This is a genomic window from Pseudomonas sp. JUb52 (assembly GCF_004341115.1).
GTDB classification, from domain to species: Bacteria; Pseudomonadota; Gammaproteobacteria; order Pseudomonadales; family Pseudomonadaceae; genus Chryseomonas; species Chryseomonas oryzihabitans.
In genome coordinates, this window is the sequence record NZ_SLYS01000015.1 from 54,610 (window position 1) to 68,567 (window position 13,958).

Annotated in this window: 16 protein-coding genes; 3 read left to right on the forward strand and 13 right to left on the reverse strand. The window is 64.6% G+C overall.

Annotated features, from left to right (window positions below):
• Positions 1 to 123: 123 nt before the first annotated feature.
• The 4 genes from dacB to EC839_RS20755 form a co-directional block, all read right to left on the reverse strand.
• Complete coding sequence (gene dacB, locus EC839_RS20745; protein ID WP_007159092.1) at positions 124 to 1,587, reverse strand: D-alanyl-D-alanine carboxypeptidase/D-alanyl-D-alanine-endopeptidase; 1,464 nt, start codon at positions 1,585 to 1,587, stop codon at positions 124 to 126.
• 168 nt (positions 1,588 to 1,755) lie between these two features.
• Complete coding sequence (locus tag EC839_RS24235) at positions 1,756 to 1,905, reverse strand: hypothetical protein (RefSeq protein WP_007159091.1); 150 nt, start codon at positions 1,903 to 1,905, stop codon at positions 1,756 to 1,758.
• 26 nt (positions 1,906 to 1,931) lie between these two features.
• Positions 1,932 to 2,588: a hypothetical protein gene (locus EC839_RS20750; protein WP_007159090.1), complete on the reverse strand. Its 657-nt coding sequence runs from the start codon at positions 2,586 to 2,588 to the stop codon at positions 1,932 to 1,934.
• Between the two features lie 107 nt (positions 2,589 to 2,695).
• Positions 2,696 to 2,905: a cold-shock protein gene (locus tag EC839_RS20755; protein WP_007159089.1), complete on the reverse strand. Its 210-nt coding sequence runs from the start codon at positions 2,903 to 2,905 to the stop codon at positions 2,696 to 2,698.
• Between the two features lie 515 nt (positions 2,906 to 3,420).
• On the opposite strand from EC839_RS20755, the gene EC839_RS20760 reads away from it, so the two are divergent.
• Positions 3,421 to 3,690 carry a hypothetical protein gene (locus tag EC839_RS20760; protein ID WP_231500969.1) on the forward strand — a complete coding sequence of 90 codons (270 nt, stop codon included), beginning with the start codon at positions 3,421 to 3,423 and terminating at the stop codon, positions 3,688 to 3,690.
• Between the two features lie 279 nt (positions 3,691 to 3,969).
• Positions 3,970 to 4,821: a S1 RNA-binding domain-containing protein gene (locus EC839_RS20765; RefSeq protein WP_007159087.1), complete on the forward strand. Its 852-nt coding sequence runs from the start codon at positions 3,970 to 3,972 to the stop codon at positions 4,819 to 4,821.
• Here the strand turns inward: EC839_RS20765 and EC839_RS20770 are convergent.
• From EC839_RS20770 to EC839_RS20795, 6 genes are all read right to left on the reverse strand, one after another.
• The gene (locus EC839_RS20770) at positions 4,775 to 7,396 is read right to left on the reverse strand and encodes a ligase-associated DNA damage response DEXH box helicase (RefSeq protein WP_007159086.1); all 2,622 of its coding nucleotides are present in this window, start codon (positions 7,394 to 7,396) and stop codon (positions 4,775 to 4,777) included. The two genes, EC839_RS20765 and EC839_RS20770, sit on opposite strands and share 47 nt — an antisense overlap.
• An 11-nt stretch (positions 7,397 to 7,407) precedes the next feature.
• Positions 7,408 to 8,739, reverse strand: coding sequence for a deoxyguanosinetriphosphate triphosphohydrolase (locus EC839_RS20775; protein ID WP_007159085.1), 1,332 nt, complete (start codon positions 8,737 to 8,739; stop codon positions 7,408 to 7,410).
• A gap of 94 nt (positions 8,740 to 8,833) precedes the next feature.
• Positions 8,834 to 10,012, reverse strand: coding sequence for an EAL domain-containing protein (locus EC839_RS20780; RefSeq protein WP_007159084.1), 1,179 nt, complete (start codon positions 10,010 to 10,012; stop codon positions 8,834 to 8,836).
• A 90-nt stretch (positions 10,013 to 10,102) separates the two neighbouring features.
• Positions 10,103 to 10,450, reverse strand: coding sequence for a hypothetical protein (locus EC839_RS20785; protein WP_007159083.1), 348 nt, complete (start codon positions 10,448 to 10,450; stop codon positions 10,103 to 10,105).
• On the reverse strand, positions 10,447 to 10,839 hold the full coding sequence (locus EC839_RS20790) for a phage holin family protein (protein ID WP_007159082.1): 393 nt from the start codon (positions 10,837 to 10,839) through the stop codon (positions 10,447 to 10,449). The genes EC839_RS20785 and EC839_RS20790 overlap by 4 nt, the downstream gene beginning before the upstream one ends.
• 15 nt (positions 10,840 to 10,854) lie before the next feature.
• A complete protein-coding gene (locus EC839_RS20795) occupies positions 10,855 to 11,250 on the reverse strand; it encodes a YqjD family protein (protein WP_007159081.1) in 396 nt (131 codons plus the stop codon).
• A gap of 362 nt (positions 11,251 to 11,612) precedes the next feature.
• Between EC839_RS20795 and EC839_RS20800 the strand changes: the two genes are divergently transcribed.
• A complete protein-coding gene (locus EC839_RS20800; RefSeq protein ID WP_007159080.1) occupies positions 11,613 to 11,900 on the forward strand; it encodes a DUF3509 domain-containing protein in 288 nt (95 codons plus the stop codon).
• Between the two features lie 124 nt (positions 11,901 to 12,024).
• Here the strand turns inward: EC839_RS20800 and EC839_RS20805 are convergent, their stop codons facing one another.
• The 3 genes from EC839_RS20805 to rfbD form a co-directional block, all read right to left on the reverse strand.
• A complete protein-coding gene (locus EC839_RS20805; protein WP_007159079.1) occupies positions 12,025 to 12,462 on the reverse strand; it encodes a hypothetical protein in 438 nt (145 codons plus the stop codon).
• Positions 12,463 to 12,477: 15 nt separating this feature from the next.
• Positions 12,478 to 12,759 carry a DUF3509 domain-containing protein gene (locus tag EC839_RS20810; protein ID WP_007159078.1) on the reverse strand — a complete coding sequence of 94 codons (282 nt, stop codon included), beginning with the start codon at positions 12,757 to 12,759 and terminating at the stop codon, positions 12,478 to 12,480.
• Positions 12,760 to 12,856: 97 nt separating this feature from the next.
• The gene (gene rfbD / locus EC839_RS20815) at positions 12,857 to 13,738 is read right to left on the reverse strand and encodes a dTDP-4-dehydrorhamnose reductase (RefSeq protein ID WP_007159077.1); all 882 of its coding nucleotides are present in this window, start codon (positions 13,736 to 13,738) and stop codon (positions 12,857 to 12,859) included.
• Positions 13,739 to 13,958 lie beyond the last annotated feature (220 nt).

A 13,958-nucleotide genomic window follows, 5' to 3' on the forward strand; every position in this document is an offset into this window, starting at 1 on the left:
CGTTGGACAAAGTTCTTGCCCAATGCGGTGCAGCACGGTAACGTCGGCTTTCCGGCCTGCCTTGCCGAGTGCTGTAAACAAAACCGGCGTCTGCGTGAGCAGACGCCGGTTTTGTTTTGCGCGTCAGTTGGCGACCGCGCCGTCCTGGCGACTGCGCAGATAGAGGTCCAGCACCACCTCGTCGAGGATCGACGAAGCGCCCCAGGGGCGGCTGCTGTTGAGGATGGCGACCACCACCCAGTTGCGCGCATTGGCATCCCGGACGAAACCCGCCAGGGCCCGTACGTTGTTCAGGGTGCCGGTCTTCATGTGCGCCTGACCGGTGAGTGGCGAATTCTTCATGCGCTTGCGCAGGGTGCCGTCCATGCCCGCCAGCGGCAGCGAAGAGATGAACTCCGGACCGTAGGGGCTCTGCCAGGCGGCACGCAGGATCTCGGCCATCTCCCGGGCACTGACCCGCTCGGTGCGCGACAGGCCCGAGCCGTTCTCCATGATCAGGTGACTGGCATTGATGCCCTTGCGCGCCAGCCACGAGCGGATGACCCGCAGCGCTGCCTTGCTATCGTCCGCATCCGCCGAGGTGCGGAATTGCGCCCCGATGGAGAGGAACAGCTGCTGGGCCATGGTGTTGTTGCTGTACTTGTTGATGTCGCGAATGATCTCGACCACATCGGGCGAGAAGGCCCGCGCCAGCACCTCGGCATTGCGCGGCACGCTGCCCTCGCGGGTACGGCCCTTGATGCTGCCGCCCAGTTCCTGCCAGATGGCCCGCACCGCGCCGGCGGTATAGGCCGGGTGGTCGAGCAGCGACAGATAGCTCTGGGCGTTGCAGCCGTCCGGCAGCTGGCCACTGACCACCAGGCTGGTACTGCCATCGGCCTGGGGTACCGGATTGAAGCGCACCTCCGGCCAGGCCGGGCAACCGCTCTTGCCGGTGGCGCGCATCTGGTTGTCGATGTTGACGTTGGTCAGCGGCGGATCCATGGAGACGCTGACCCGGCCATCGGCCGAGCGTACCACCATGCGCACCGACTTGAGATTGACCAGCAGCGAATCCGGACCGACCAGGAAGGTCTTGTTCTCGTCTTCGCCGTCGTCGTTGAAGGCCGGCAGATTGGGCTTCACGAAACGACCGCGATCCAGCACCAGGTCACCGGTGACTTCCAGGACGCCGTTGGCGCGCAGGTCACGCATGAGCAGCCACAGCCGCTCCATGTTCAGCTTGGGGTCGCCGCCGCCCTTGAGATAGAGATTGCCGTTGAGGATGCCGTCCTTGAGCGTGCCGTCGGTATAGAACTCGGTCTTCCACTGGTAGGTGGGACCCAGCAGTTCCAGGGCGGCAAAGGTGGTGATCAGCTTCATGGTCGACGCCGGATTCACCGAGACGTCGGCATTGTAGTAGTCGTTCTCGCCCGGGCCATCGAGGGGCAGCATCACCAGCGACAGGTCGCTGCCGGGGATCTTGTTGGTCTGCATCGCCTTTTCGATTCGCGGCGGCAGGTAGGAGGTATCGGCACTGACGGGCAGGGAAAAGCCCAGGGCGCAGCAGCTCAGCAGCAGGCCCAGAGATCGGAAGGTCTTTCGCATCGGGACACACACCTTGGCAGGGTACCGGCCTAGTTGAAGAGAAAAGGGGCCGATAGACGTCGGAGTGTGGGCATTATGCAGTAAGGAGGGAGGGGCGAGCCAACCCCGCGGGGCAGGGCGCAGATAAAGAAACGACCGCCGTGGCGGTCGTTTCCGGAAAGGTCGGGATCAGTTGTAGCCCGTGGCGTCCTTGGTGCGGTCCGGACTGTTGGGCGAAGGGGGATTGCGCCCGTCGTCGGTCTTGGCGTGTTCGGTGCGCAGGGGCTTCTCGTCCTTGGGCAGTTCGCGTTCGTCGGCTTTGCGCTTTTCTTCGGCCATGGGATCCTCGTCTACGTGATTGCCGGTCAAGGTGTGACCGGTGCAGGCGTTTCGCCGTTCCCCTGGGGCGAGGAGCGGTCGGCGAAGGCGCCGGCGCTCTGCAGCTGGCGCAGGGCGTCGTTGACCTGGCGGGCGAAGGTTTCCTCGATGGCGGTCTCGGCCTGATGGCTGGCGGCCAGGGGCAGGAACCAGACCCCCATCCAGGTGCGTACCGATATGGCATTGCGCACCCGGGTGGACGGACCGCTACCCGGTGCGATCCATTCGGCGGTCAGCACATAGTCGTCCTTGGCGGTACCCGGGACGAGAAAGAAGGTGGCCCCGGTAATCAGGCCACTGGCGATGGCGGCGGCGTAGGAGGTGCTGTTGTAGAGCTTGAGGCGCAGCAGGGCGTCGTCGGGCCTGCCGGGCTCCGGCACCAGGGTGATGCGGTCGAACAGATTGGAGCGTTCCAGGACCTCGCGCAGCCGGGGCTTCAGGCCTTCGCGGGCGACGGCGATCGACGTCGCGTCCTTGGCGTCCTCGACAGCGCCGCGATAGAAGTTGAATTCCACCAGCACCTTGGGCCGCTGCGGTTGCTCGCTCAGGGGCGCGCGGAAGGGCTGGGAAGAGAGTTCATCGCCGGGAAAGGCGGCGCAACCGGCGAGCAGGAGCAGGCAGAGCAGGGCAGCGAAGGTTTTCACGAGACGCACCTCATCCCTAAGTGGCGATAGCAGAGGCTGGCGGGGCCAACGTCCGCGCAAAAAAAAGCCCAACCGGGGGGGTTGGGCTTTTTCGAGAAGGCGGGTGATTAGATCACCTGCACCTCATCGGCCTGCAGGCCTTTCTGGCCTTGCACGACCAGGAAGGAAACAGCCTGGCCTTCTTGCAGGCTCTTGAAGCCGTTACCCTGAATGGAACGGTAGTGAACGAACACGTCCGGGCCGCTCTGGGGGGTGATGAAGCCGAAGCCTTTCTCGTCGTTGAACCACTTGACGGTGCCAGTTTGGCGAGTAGACATGGATTTCTCCTTGAATAAGATGACGTTGTTGTCCGCGAAGGACGACAGTTTTGAAACGAGGAGAAACCCATGCCGCGAAAGCTGGCCCTGATGTACTCCAGGTTCTCGACAGGTCAGCCGCTCCGTGGAGACAGCCTCACCTGACAGCGAAGGATGGTCTCAGACTGGCTTGCGCAAAACAAGACCTTTGAGCAGCTCGATGTTGACTTTACCGACCATGGTCGAAGTGCGGGCTGAAGCGGGCGAACGGCGGTTGAAGGGGAGAGGCGTGGCGCGCTCTGGCACCGGGACCGGTCGATCGTGGCAAAGGCACCGTGCTGAATCGTTTCCCGGGCACGAAAGGGGCGCCGCGCGAAGCGCTGGGCAGCACCCGGCAGGCGCAAGTTCATGGGCGCGTTCAGTCTCTTCGGCCAGTGGTATCGAAACGGTGATGGCCTGCGCAATAAGGATAATGGCCTGGTGCTATTATTCCGTTCGAATCATTACCCCGGACCGCAACGGTCCAAGGACTTACCGTGAAAAATGGGCTTGAAAGCGCAGGACGCGCCTTGGGCCACGGACTCGCCGGATACCGGGTCGAGCTCCGTCGCCTGAACCTCAATGAAATACTCGTAGCCGTCTACCACGCCCACCAGTCGATCAAGCTGACCCAGCGTATCGTGACCAACGAACAGGCTACCAATCCGTTCTTGCTGAATGCGGTGGTGGCCGCCATGCGGGTCGAGGCTGACACCGTGGGTCTGTTCATCGAGATTCCACTCGCCGACGACTGCCTTACTGCCTGAGCCGGACGCTCGCCTGAGGCGAGCCAAGGCGGTCATCCGGTATCGCCTTCAAGACGCCCGCCGCCCCACCTGCTGTGAGGCGTACCACCACAGACAGCCTGGTCAGGTCTCCCGCACGGCAGCGTGCCGAGCGGTGGGGGCAAGGCCGATCGGGTCGAGATTCGCACTCACTCTGCTGCCAGTCACGCCTCGTGACCGTTCAGCGACGAAGGGTCGCGACCAAGCGATGGCTCTGCTGATCGCGGTAAAATGCACCGCTTTCTACAGGAGTCACCATTCATGGCCTTGCTGGGTCGCTTCAACAGCTTGCAGATTTTGCGCAACACCCCCATCGGTCTATTCCTGGATGCCGGCAATGACGGCGAGGTGCTGCTGCCGCGCCGCTATGCTCCTCGCGACGAACCCTGCGCCGAGGGCGACTGGCTCAACGTCTTCCTCTACCTGGACAGCGAAGACCGCCTGATCGCCACCACCGAGAAGCCGAAGGTGCAGGTCGGCGGCTTCGCCAGTCTGCGCGTGGTGGAGGTCGGCCGGGTGGGGATCTTCCTCGACTGGGGCCTGCCCAAGGACCTGCTGCTGCCGCATTCGGAGGAGAAGCGTCCGCTGCAGGTTGGCGATCATTGCGTGGTGCATGTGCACCTGGATGCCCGGACCCGGCGGATCGTTGCCACCGCGCGCCTGGATCGCTACCTGGATCGTGAACCGCCACGCTACAAGGTGGGTCAGCCGGTACCCCTGCTGGTGGTCGAGCGGACCGACCTGGGCTACAAGGTGATCGTCGACAACAAGCACTGGGGCCTGGTGCATCGCAACGAGGCCTTCAAGCCACTGCGCCTGGGGCAGCGGGAGCGGGGCTTCATTCGCGAGGTGCGGGCGGACGGCAAGATCAGCCTGACCCTGCAGCCCCAGGGAGCTGCCGCCGGAAGCGATCTCGCCGAACAGATCATCGGCCTGGCCAAGGCACGCGGTGGGGTCCTGGAGCTCAGCGACAGCAGTCCGCCTGCCCTGATCCATCAGCTGTTCGGCGTCAGCAAGGGCAACTTCAAGAAGGCCATCGGCCATCTCTATCGCCAGGGGCGGATCGTTATCGAGGACGACCGGATTTCTGTACGCGAGGACGCCGCTGGCTAGCGCCGCGGCGCGGTGTCAGATCGCTGTCGTGGCTGGGCTGCACCAGGGACTCGGGGTCGAAGGCGCGCGCCCGGTCGTCCGGCCCGGCTTCGCGCTCCAGATCGCCGACCAGGCGGGTGATGCGGTCGGCCAGCTTTTCGGAACTCAGACTCTCGCGCAACCGCTCTACCATGAGCGGCAGGGCGAAAGGTGAGGGATGGTCCAGGACCACCAGGCGCAGCGGCAGGGCGCCGGTGCGGGTCAGCGTCTGCTGCAGGCGATCGGCATCGAGCTCCTGACGCAGGACCTCGGCCTGGGCCTGGCCGAGCAGCAGGTTGTCCGGATCGTATTGGCGAAACACCTGGTAGAAGAGGCTGCTGCTGGCCTGCAGCTGGCGATTGCTCTTGTGCGCCCCCGGATAGCCGGAAAAGATCAGCCCGGAGATACGCGCGATCTCGCGAAAGCGGCGCTGGGCGAGTTCGGCGGCGTTGAGGCTGGCCAGGGTGTCGCTGACCAGGTTGTCGGTGCTGAAGAGACTGGCATCGAGCAGCGCCTGCCAGTCCAGGCTGACCGGCGAGACCAGCTCCAGGCCGTAGTCGTTGACGGCGATGGAAAAGGTGCAGGGACGCCGCTGCGCCAGCCGCCAGGCCAGCAGGCTGGCCAGCCCCAGATGGGCGTGACGGCCGGCGAAGGGATAGAGGAACAGGTGCGAGCCCTCGCGGGATTCCAGCGTCTCGGCGAGCAGGTAGTGGGCGCTCGGTAGCGCCGACCACTGCCGCTGCACGTCCAGCAGCGGTTGCAGCAGGCGCATCTCCGGACTCTCGTAGCGCTGCGCCTCGGCGTCTTCCAGCAGCGCCAGGACGTGCTTGGCCAGGGTGTCCGAAAGCGGCATGCGACTGCCGCTCCAGCGCGGGATGGCGGCCTTGCGCCCCGTGGCGCGGCGCACATACACCGTCATGTTTTCCACCCGCACCAGTTCCAGGGTGCGCCCGGCGAAGAGAAAGTGATCGCCGGGCCGCAGGCGGGCGATGAAGCCTTCCTCAATGTTGCCCAGCCGATTGCCACCGCCGCCCTTGGACCAGAACTGCACATTGAGGCTGGTCTCGCTGACGATGGTGCCGATGCCCAGTCGATGCCGCTTGGCCAACTGCTTGTCGGGGACGCGCCAGATGCCCTCGGCGTCGGGCTCGGCGCGGCGATAGTCCGGGTAGGCCGACAGCGAGGCGCCGCCGTTGCGAACGAAGGCCAGGGCCCAGATCCACTCGCCCTCGCTGAGGTCGCGATAGGCCCAGGCGCTGCGGATCTCTGGCAGCAGGTCATCCGGCTCGAAGCCGCCGCCCAGGGCGACGGTCACCAGGTGCTGCACCAGGACATCCAGGGGTTTGACCGGGGCGGTGCGCGCTTCGATCTCGCCCGCGGTGATGGCGCGGCGGGTGGCCGCGGCGTCCAGCAGGTCGAGGCTGTAGGTGGGTACCAGGGTGGCACGCGAGGCACGGCCCGGGGCATGGCCGCTGCGGCCGGCGCGCTGCAGCAGGCGGGCGATGCTCTTGGGCGAGCCGATCTGCAGCACCCGCTCCACCGGCAGGAAGTCCACCCCGAGGTCGAGGCTGGAGGTGCAGATCACCGCCTTGAGCTGGCCATTCTTGAGACCGCCTTCCACCCACTCGCGGGCCTGTTTCTCGATGGACCCATGGTGCAGGGCGATCAGGCCGGCCCAGTCCGGGCGCGCCTGCAGCAGGGCCTGGTACCAGAGTTCGGTCTGGGCGCGGGTGTTGGTGAAGACCAGGGTGGTGGGGCTGTCCTCCAGTTCGCGGATCACCTGCTGCAGCAGGCGCATGCCCAGGTGCCCGGCCCAGGCGAAGCGCTCGACGCCGCCTTCGGGCAGCAGCGTATCCACCTGCAGGCGCTTGTCCTGGCGCCCCTGGACGAGATGGCCCGGGGCGCCGGCCAGTAGCACATCCAGCGCATGGGCCTGGTTGCCGAGGGTGGCCGACAGGCCCCAGGTCTGCAATCCGGGATTCCAGCGGCGCAGGCGGGCCAGGGCCAGTTGCGTCTGGGTGCCACGCTTGTTGCCCAGCAATTCGTGCCACTCATCGATGACCACCAGCCGAACCTGGCCCAGGGCCTCCTGGGCGTCTTCGCGGGACAGCAGCAGCGACAGGCTTTCGGGGGTGGTCACCAGCGCCGTCGGCAGGCGGCGATTCTGCCGCGCACGCTCGCTGCTGCCGGTGTCGCCGGTGCGCAGGCCCAGGGTCCACTCCAGTTCTTCGTCGAGTACCGGGCGCTCCAGGGCGCGCAGGGTGTCCGCCGCCAGGGCGCGCATGGGCGTCAGCCAGAGCACGGTGAGCGGCGGTGGTGCTTGCTTGCGCTTGCTGGGCAGGCCCTTGGCGGTGATCGGCTTGGGGGCGACGAAGGCATCCAGGGCGGCCAGCCAGACGGCGTAGGTCTTGCCCGAACCCGTGGTGGCGTGCAGCAGGCCGGATTCGCCGGCGGCGATGGCCTTGGCCACCTCGCGCTGAAAGGGAAAGGCCTTCCAGCCCTGGGCGGCCAGCCAGCGACTGCCTGGGCCCTTGCGCGTGCGGGGTGCGGTGGCCATCGTGGCGCTCCTTAGACCGGGTTCGAACGCCCGGTCATCTCGGCCGCCATGGCGGTGGCGTAGCTGTCGGTCATGCCGGCGATGAAATCGATCACCCGCATGAAGGCCTGGTGCAGCGTCCAGGACGGATCGGGCGCGCTGTTGCCCAGCAGGTCGAGGATGCGGCGGCTCTTGAACGAGGGCTCGCGTCCGCGGTGCTGTTCCAGGGCGGCGCCGCAGAAGGCATTGAGCAGGATTTCCAGGGTGGTGTAGGCGCCGATCTCGTGCAGGGTCTTGCGCTTGTCGTGGAAGATCTTTTCCCGGGCCAGGGCCTTGGCGCGCTGCACGCAGAGCTTGGCCGGACCGGCCATGTGCTCGACCAGGTCATCGCCCAGGGTGCCGGCGAGCAGGGCGTCCTGCTGGTCGACGAAGGCGCGGGCGGTGGCGTTGGTCAGGTGCTCGATGGCCTTGCCGCGCAGGATGGCCAGCTTGCGCCGCCGCGAATCCTTGGGGCCGAGCTGGCGATAGGTTTCCGGCAGGTCGTCGCCGACCAGGCCCAGCAGCAGGGCCTCGACCTCGGCATAGTCCAGCAGTTCCATCTCCAGGCCATCTTCCAGGTCGATCAGGCCGTAGCAGATGTCGTCGGCGGCTTCCATGAGGTAGACCAGCGGATGCCGTGCCCAGCGCTCCGGACCCAGCAGCGGCAGCTCGAGCTTCTCGGCGATCTGTTCCAGTAGCGGCAGCTCGCTCTGGTAGCAGCCGAACTTGTGCTTCTTGTAGCCGGGCGCCGCGGCATAGCGCGATGTCCAGGGATACTTGAGATAGGTGCCGAGGGTGGCGTAGGTCAGGCGGGTGCCGCCGTCGAACTGGTGGTATTCGAGCTGGGTCAGCACCCGAAAGCCCTGGGCGTTGCCTTCGAAGTGCAGGAAGTCCTGGCGTTCCGCCTCGCTCATGTCGTCCAGCCAACCGCGACCGGCGGCCTGGGTGAACCAATAGCGGATGGCGTCTTCGCCGGAGTGGCCGAAGGGCGGATTGCCGATGTCGTGGGCCAGGCAGGCGGACTGCACCACCATGCCGAGATCGCTCGGATCGCACCAGTCGGGCAGGGCGCCTCTCAGGCTCTCGCCCACGCGCATGCCCAGGGAGCGGCCGACGCAGCTGACCTCCAGGCTGTGGGTCAGGCGGGTGTGGATGTGGTCGTTGCTGGTGACGGGGTGAACCTGAGTCTTGCGCCCCAGCCGGCGGAAGGCGCCGGAGAAGATGATGCGATCGTGGTCCTTGTGAAAGGGGCTGCGCCCCAGTTCATCCGGGCTGTGCAGGGGTTTGCCCAGCCGTTCGCGGATAAGAAGTGTCTGCCAGTCCAAGGCCGTCCTCGAGCTATCACCGATAAGGGGAGCGCCGGCGGTAGCCGTTCGGCGCTTCTGCGTTCTGACCTCGGCAACATACGATCATCACCGCTCAGTTGGCAAAGCCCGGCAATTGGCTGGCGTCCAGGTCGATCAGCAGCAGGCGCTGGCCGCTCTCCAGGAACTGGCTGGCGGTCAGGCAGTACTGGTTGGTGGTGGCATCGCGATAGACCGTCGAAAGCGCCAGGCGTCGCTCGTTCCAGCCTTCGGCAAGCAGGGCGTAGAAGTAGGGTCGCCAGGACCAGTTGTGGTTGAGGTAGCGGCGATTCTCGCGCCAGAACATGCCGTTCCATTCCAGGTTGGGCGTGATCTGGGTGCCGGTTCGGTCGCATTGGTAGATGCGCAGCAGCCCGGGAAACGCCTGGGGATCGGGCAGGGCGCTCAAGGGGCCGCCATGTTCCGCCCAGGGCCTGAGCTGGGTGACGAAGTCAGCCAGTTGCTGGCGCAGTTCCAGCAACCGGCTCTGCTGGGCCAGCTTGCCGTCGACGAAGCGGCTGCGCAGGGCGGCGAAGCGCTGCTGATGGCTGTCGCTGGCGCCAAGTTCGGCGGTGGCCTGGGCGAATAGGAAACCCTGTACATAACGCGCACCGCACTCCAGGGCGAAGTCGAGTTCGGTCTCGGTCTCTACCCCCTCGGCAATAAGCCAGCAACCGGTCTTTTCGGCCATCTGCGCCAGGGCCTTGACCGCATCGCCACGGGTGCCGCCCCGGGCCGCGGCCTGGAACAGCCGCATGTCCAGCTTGAGGATGTCCGGCTGCAGATCCAGCACCCGATCCAGCTGCGAATAGCCGGAACCGAAATCGTCGATGGCGATGCGGATGCCGCGTTCGCGATAGCGGGCAACGGCCTGGGTCAGGCTGGGCAGATCGCCGGCGGCCTCGGTGATCTCATAGACGATCCGGCTCGGGGCAATGCCGGAGCGCTCCAGCTGCGCCAGGCTGGGCAATTCGGCGCTCCTGTCCAGCTGACTGATCCAGCGCGGCGAGAGATTGAGGCTGAGAAACCAGTCATCCGGCGCGCTCGTGAAGCGCCGCAGCGCATCGTCCCGCAGCGTGCGGTCGAGGTGCAGCAGATCCAGGGTCGGTGTATCGGGATCAGCGAACAGGGGGCCGACGGAAGTATGGCTACCGTCATCCTGGCGCAATCGCCCCAGGGCCTCGACACCGGCGATACGCCCGGTCGCGGTATCGATGAAGGGTTGGAAGAAGGCAGTGGGCTGGCCGGAATACACAGGTCGATCCTTATCGTTAGCGGAACGTCGACGTTTGCTATGCGATAAGGATGCCAGATGAAAAACGGCTCCCTCGGGAGCCGTCTATCTTTAGCGCGGTGGGGGCAGCGGGTGTTCCGCCTGCTGTTGTTCGCGATGGTGAGTTTGCAATCGACTGACGATCGGATAGAGGGCCAGACCAATACGGGCCAGACGTCCGACCGCGCCCAGCCGTTTGCCGAATAGCGACAGGAATACGGTGGCGCCAAGCATCAGCGGCTTCTTCGCTGAGCTAGCGACCTTGTCGCGATTTGGGCGCACCAGATCACTGATGAGGCTGATGGGATTATGCAGGGGCTGGGCATTGTAGATCAGCTGCTGGCGGTACATCTCCATACGCAGCCGGACCAGTTCCTTGCGCTTTGCCTGGCTGGTGGCTGAGGTAAGCGGCTGGTTCATGGCAGTAGGCGCTCCCGGTTGCGATTTAGTTCTTCCAGGGTGGCATGGAAGGGCGCGGCGCCTTTGACCAGACTCAGGGCGCGCAGGATGCAGATCACCAGTGCCACGGCATAGAAAGCGCACAGACCCAGGGTCGCGGTCATGCGATAGGTATCCCAGAAGGCGATGATAATGGCAGCCGAAGCGCCCACCAGCACCAGCAGACCGAAGATCAGGCTCAGGCCGGTGAAGAGGAACAGCTTGAAGGTGCGGACCTTCTCTTCCTGAACCTCAATGCCCAGCAATTCAAGGTGACTCTGCAGCAGTCCTACCACCGCGCCGGCGAGACGCTTGACCGATGGCTTGGGCGCCTCGTCAGGCAGCTCCCGTGGAGGAGAGGAGGTGTCCATAACAGTCCCCCAGGTTTAGCGGCGCGAGGCCAGCAGACCGATCAGGAAGCCGACGCCGGCGGCGATGCCAAGAGCCTTGAAGGGATTGTCGACCACGTACTCCTCGGTGGTTTCCTTGGCCGCAACACCCTGGCGATAGAGGTCGTCCTGCTTAGTCTTGAGGACATCGCGCGAGCGCTCGAGGCTGGAGCTCAATTTGGCGCGCAGTTCGTCCGCCTGCTCACCGGCCATGCTCGCGGTGTGCTTGAGCAGCTGCTCGGCGTCTGCCAGCAGGGTGTGGAATTCGTCGGTCAATGCCTGCTCGGCCTCGCCCAGATGACGACGGACCCGGTCAGCGTTCTGCTTGTGTGCCTGCTCATCGATGTCAGCGGCAAGCTCGTCTTTGATCACGGGAGGGGTTTTGTCGTTCATGGCGCGCTCCTGGTAGGCGATGGGTATCCGTTTCAGCCCTTTCGAGTGAGCGCTCGGAGCAAAGGTTCCACCGGCCAGAGCCATCCCGGCGCGACCAAGGCGCCTCTATAAGGAAGCGAGAAGCCAGCGAGGTAAGGCACTCGAAACGATACGCAAGGTGACGAATGGTCATACCTTATCGATTCAGCTTCGTCAAAAGTTCCGTGCTCGATACGGATTAGAAGAGGTGGCTCACAAATTTACTCGTTAGCGCCATTGCTCGTCTTATTCAAGTAAGACGCTAGAACTTTGCTGTTTCTATCACTGTCAGTTGCGTCGTATTTGATCGTCCATGCACTTCTAGACAAATAAGAGGGGGAAGAATGGAAAACGCCATAGATAGACTGACTGCCGCTTTCAGTACTTATAAATGCTCGGTTACGGCGCCTCGCCCTGACGGCAGTATTGTGCTGACGGTGCAGGATCAGCAGTGTGACGATGCGCGGGTGAATCGGGTGGTCAGCGCCCGGCAACTGGGCGAGAGCCAACTGTTGAAAACGGTGATCGACGAGGTTCGCAAGGACGTGTCACTGCGAGCCGGCGCACTGGCGCCGCAATCCATGGCGGTGCTGCGTGCCACGGGCGCCAACATGCTGAGATATTCCGAGTAACACCACTGCTCCGAAGCTTCAGCGCGAGACTTGCAGTACGGATGCCCCGGCATTCGTTGGTCTCGAACGTTGAAGATTTAAAGATTGCAAACAAGTAGTTAGCGTTTTCCCCGCTACGCCTTCGTCAGCTCTTGCACTTCAACAGACGGCATCCCGCGCAGGGAAGTTGAGTCGCAGGCAGCTCATACATGGGGCAGGCGACGCCCACCACTCCCCAGGACGGAAAGCCCTGTCCGGCCTGCACGGCAGCCAGCCGCGCATTAGCGATCACACCATTGAGCAACTCTTCTTCCCGATACAGTGCCTGGCGCAAGGTCGGCGAGCGATAGAGGATGCGTCCGCACCTGTCCAGCAAGGTAAAGGAAAACCGCCCGGTACGATCCGGCAGGGTCGGCCAGACCTTGAGCGGTGCCAGCTGTTCGTCGAGACGGGCGCAGGTCAGCTGATACAGCGAGGTGGGCGCCGGTTGCCGCTCGGGCGCCGCCGTTTCCAGACTGTCGAGCAGCGGCGCGGCGTTCGCCGCCTGCACGAGACGAGGGATGGAGCCTTCCATGGTATGCATAGCGCGGATCCGTGCTCAGTTCGCGACGGTCAGACGGGGCGCACCGCCAGTGCCACCGGCCAGCAGGGCCGTGACGCCATGGCCCTCGTCGATGGCGATACCCAGCCGGATGCTGTCGATCAGGCGCGCGAGGCGGGTGTGGTCATGCAATTGCTGCTTGCTAATCAACCGCTTGACCTTGACGCCACTGTCGTCGGACAACGTCAGGCTGACGCTGCCGTCGAGGCGTTCGATGCGGAAATTGACCCGAAAGTCTTGCTCGAAAGCCGCGGCGATGAGTTGGAAGGGGTTGTCCATGACGTACCTGACTGGCGTGAGCGGGGTCAGTGCCATTGACTTCCAAGGGCGGGGGTAGTTCTGGAGGAGATCCCAGAAGTATGACCGACGGCCCGTTTCAGCCGCTCACCTGAAGTTCGCGCTCGCTCCAGCACTGGGCGAAAGCCGCTTGCCAGTCGGGTAGCGGCTGCCCCAGCACCGCTGCCAGCTTTTCGGTGGACAGCCGCGAATTGATGGGGCGATGCGCCGGGGTGGGGTAGGAACTGCTGGGGATCGGATTGAGACGAGCCTTCAGCTGACCGGTCTCGCGCAGGCGCTGGGCGATCTGCTCGGCGAAGCCGAACCAGGAGGTGGTGCCGTTGGCCGTCAGGTGATAGGTGCCCCAGAGCCCATCGTTCTGGTTGCTGTGGGCCAGCAGGCGCTCGGTGGCGTCGGCGATGGTCCGGGTCCAGGTGGGGGCACCGATCTGGTCATCGACGATGTTCAGTTCGTCGCGCTCGCTGAGCAGCCGCACCATGGTGCGCAGGAAGTTGTTGCCCTGCCAGGAATAGACCCAGCTGGTGCGCAGGATCAGGTGGCGTTCGGCGTGTTCGCGCACGGCGTTCTCGCCGGCCAGTTTGGTCCGCCCATAGACATTGAGCGGACAGGTCGGATCCTCTTCCCGGTAACGGCCTTCCCTGGTGCCATCGAAGACGTAGTCGGTGGAGTAGTGGACCATGGGGATGCCCAGCTGCTGCGCTGCCCGGGCGAAGACCTGGGGTACCCGCTCGTTGATCAGGGTCGCGGTCTGGGCGTCGCTCTCGGCGGCGTCCACGGCGGTATAGGCGGCGGCATTGATGATGACATCGGGTTTTACGGCCAGGACGCGATCATGAAGCGCATCCAGCTGGGTGAAATCCACTTGGGCCCGGCCGATGACGGTTACCTGGGCCTTGGTGGCCAGCAGTTTTTGCAGCGCCTGAGAGAGTTGGCCGTGTTGACCCGCGATGAAGACGTTCATGTGACTGAGCTGATTCCAGAAGGGCTGGCGCGTCCGTGCCTGATTGACAGGGTGGGCGTCGCCACGACGGCCCTGAGCAAAAGCAGGCAGTCTACCCGATGACCGGCAGAGGACAAGGCTAGCCTTTGGCCTGCCCTCTGTCCTGTCTGTCGGCTCTAGCCTGCGGGCTGCCTCCGGCTACTGCCCTCGGCAAGATGGCGCAAAAATTTGTTTCACGAAT

Excerpts from the sequence above, each read along its gene's own strand:
- dacB (WP_007159092.1), bottom strand. The coding sequence starts at position 1,587 with ATGCGAAAGACCTTCCGATCTCTGGGCCTGCTGCTGAGCTGCTGCGCC.
- EC839_RS24235 (WP_007159091.1), bottom strand. The coding sequence starts at position 1,905 with ATGGCCGAAGAAAAGCGCAAAGCCGACGAACGCGAACTGCCCAAGGAC.
- EC839_RS20755 (WP_007159089.1), bottom strand. The coding sequence starts at position 2,905 with ATGTCTACTCGCCAAACTGGCACCGTCAAGTGGTTCAACGACGAGAAA.
- EC839_RS20765 (WP_007159087.1), top strand. The coding sequence starts at position 3,970 with ATGGCCTTGCTGGGTCGCTTCAACAGCTTGCAGATTTTGCGCAACACC.
- EC839_RS20770 (WP_007159086.1), bottom strand. The coding sequence starts at position 7,396 with ATGGCCACCGCACCCCGCACGCGCAAGGGCCCAGGCAGTCGCTGGCTG.
- EC839_RS20785 (WP_007159083.1), bottom strand. The coding sequence starts at position 10,450 with ATGAACCAGCCGCTTACCTCAGCCACCAGCCAGGCAAAGCGCAAGGAA.
- EC839_RS20790 (WP_007159082.1), bottom strand. The coding sequence starts at position 10,839 with ATGGACACCTCCTCTCCTCCACGGGAGCTGCCTGACGAGGCGCCCAAG.
- EC839_RS20795 (WP_007159081.1), bottom strand. The coding sequence starts at position 11,250 with ATGAACGACAAAACCCCTCCCGTGATCAAAGACGAGCTTGCCGCTGAC.
- EC839_RS20800 (WP_007159080.1), top strand. The coding sequence starts at position 11,613 with ATGGAAAACGCCATAGATAGACTGACTGCCGCTTTCAGTACTTATAAA.
- EC839_RS20805 (WP_007159079.1), bottom strand. The coding sequence starts at position 12,462 with ATGCATACCATGGAAGGCTCCATCCCTCGTCTCGTGCAGGCGGCGAAC.
- EC839_RS20810 (WP_007159078.1), bottom strand. The coding sequence starts at position 12,759 with ATGGACAACCCCTTCCAACTCATCGCCGCGGCTTTCGAGCAAGACTTT.
- rfbD (WP_007159077.1), bottom strand. The coding sequence starts at position 13,738 with ATGAACGTCTTCATCGCGGGTCAACACGGCCAACTCTCTCAGGCGCTG.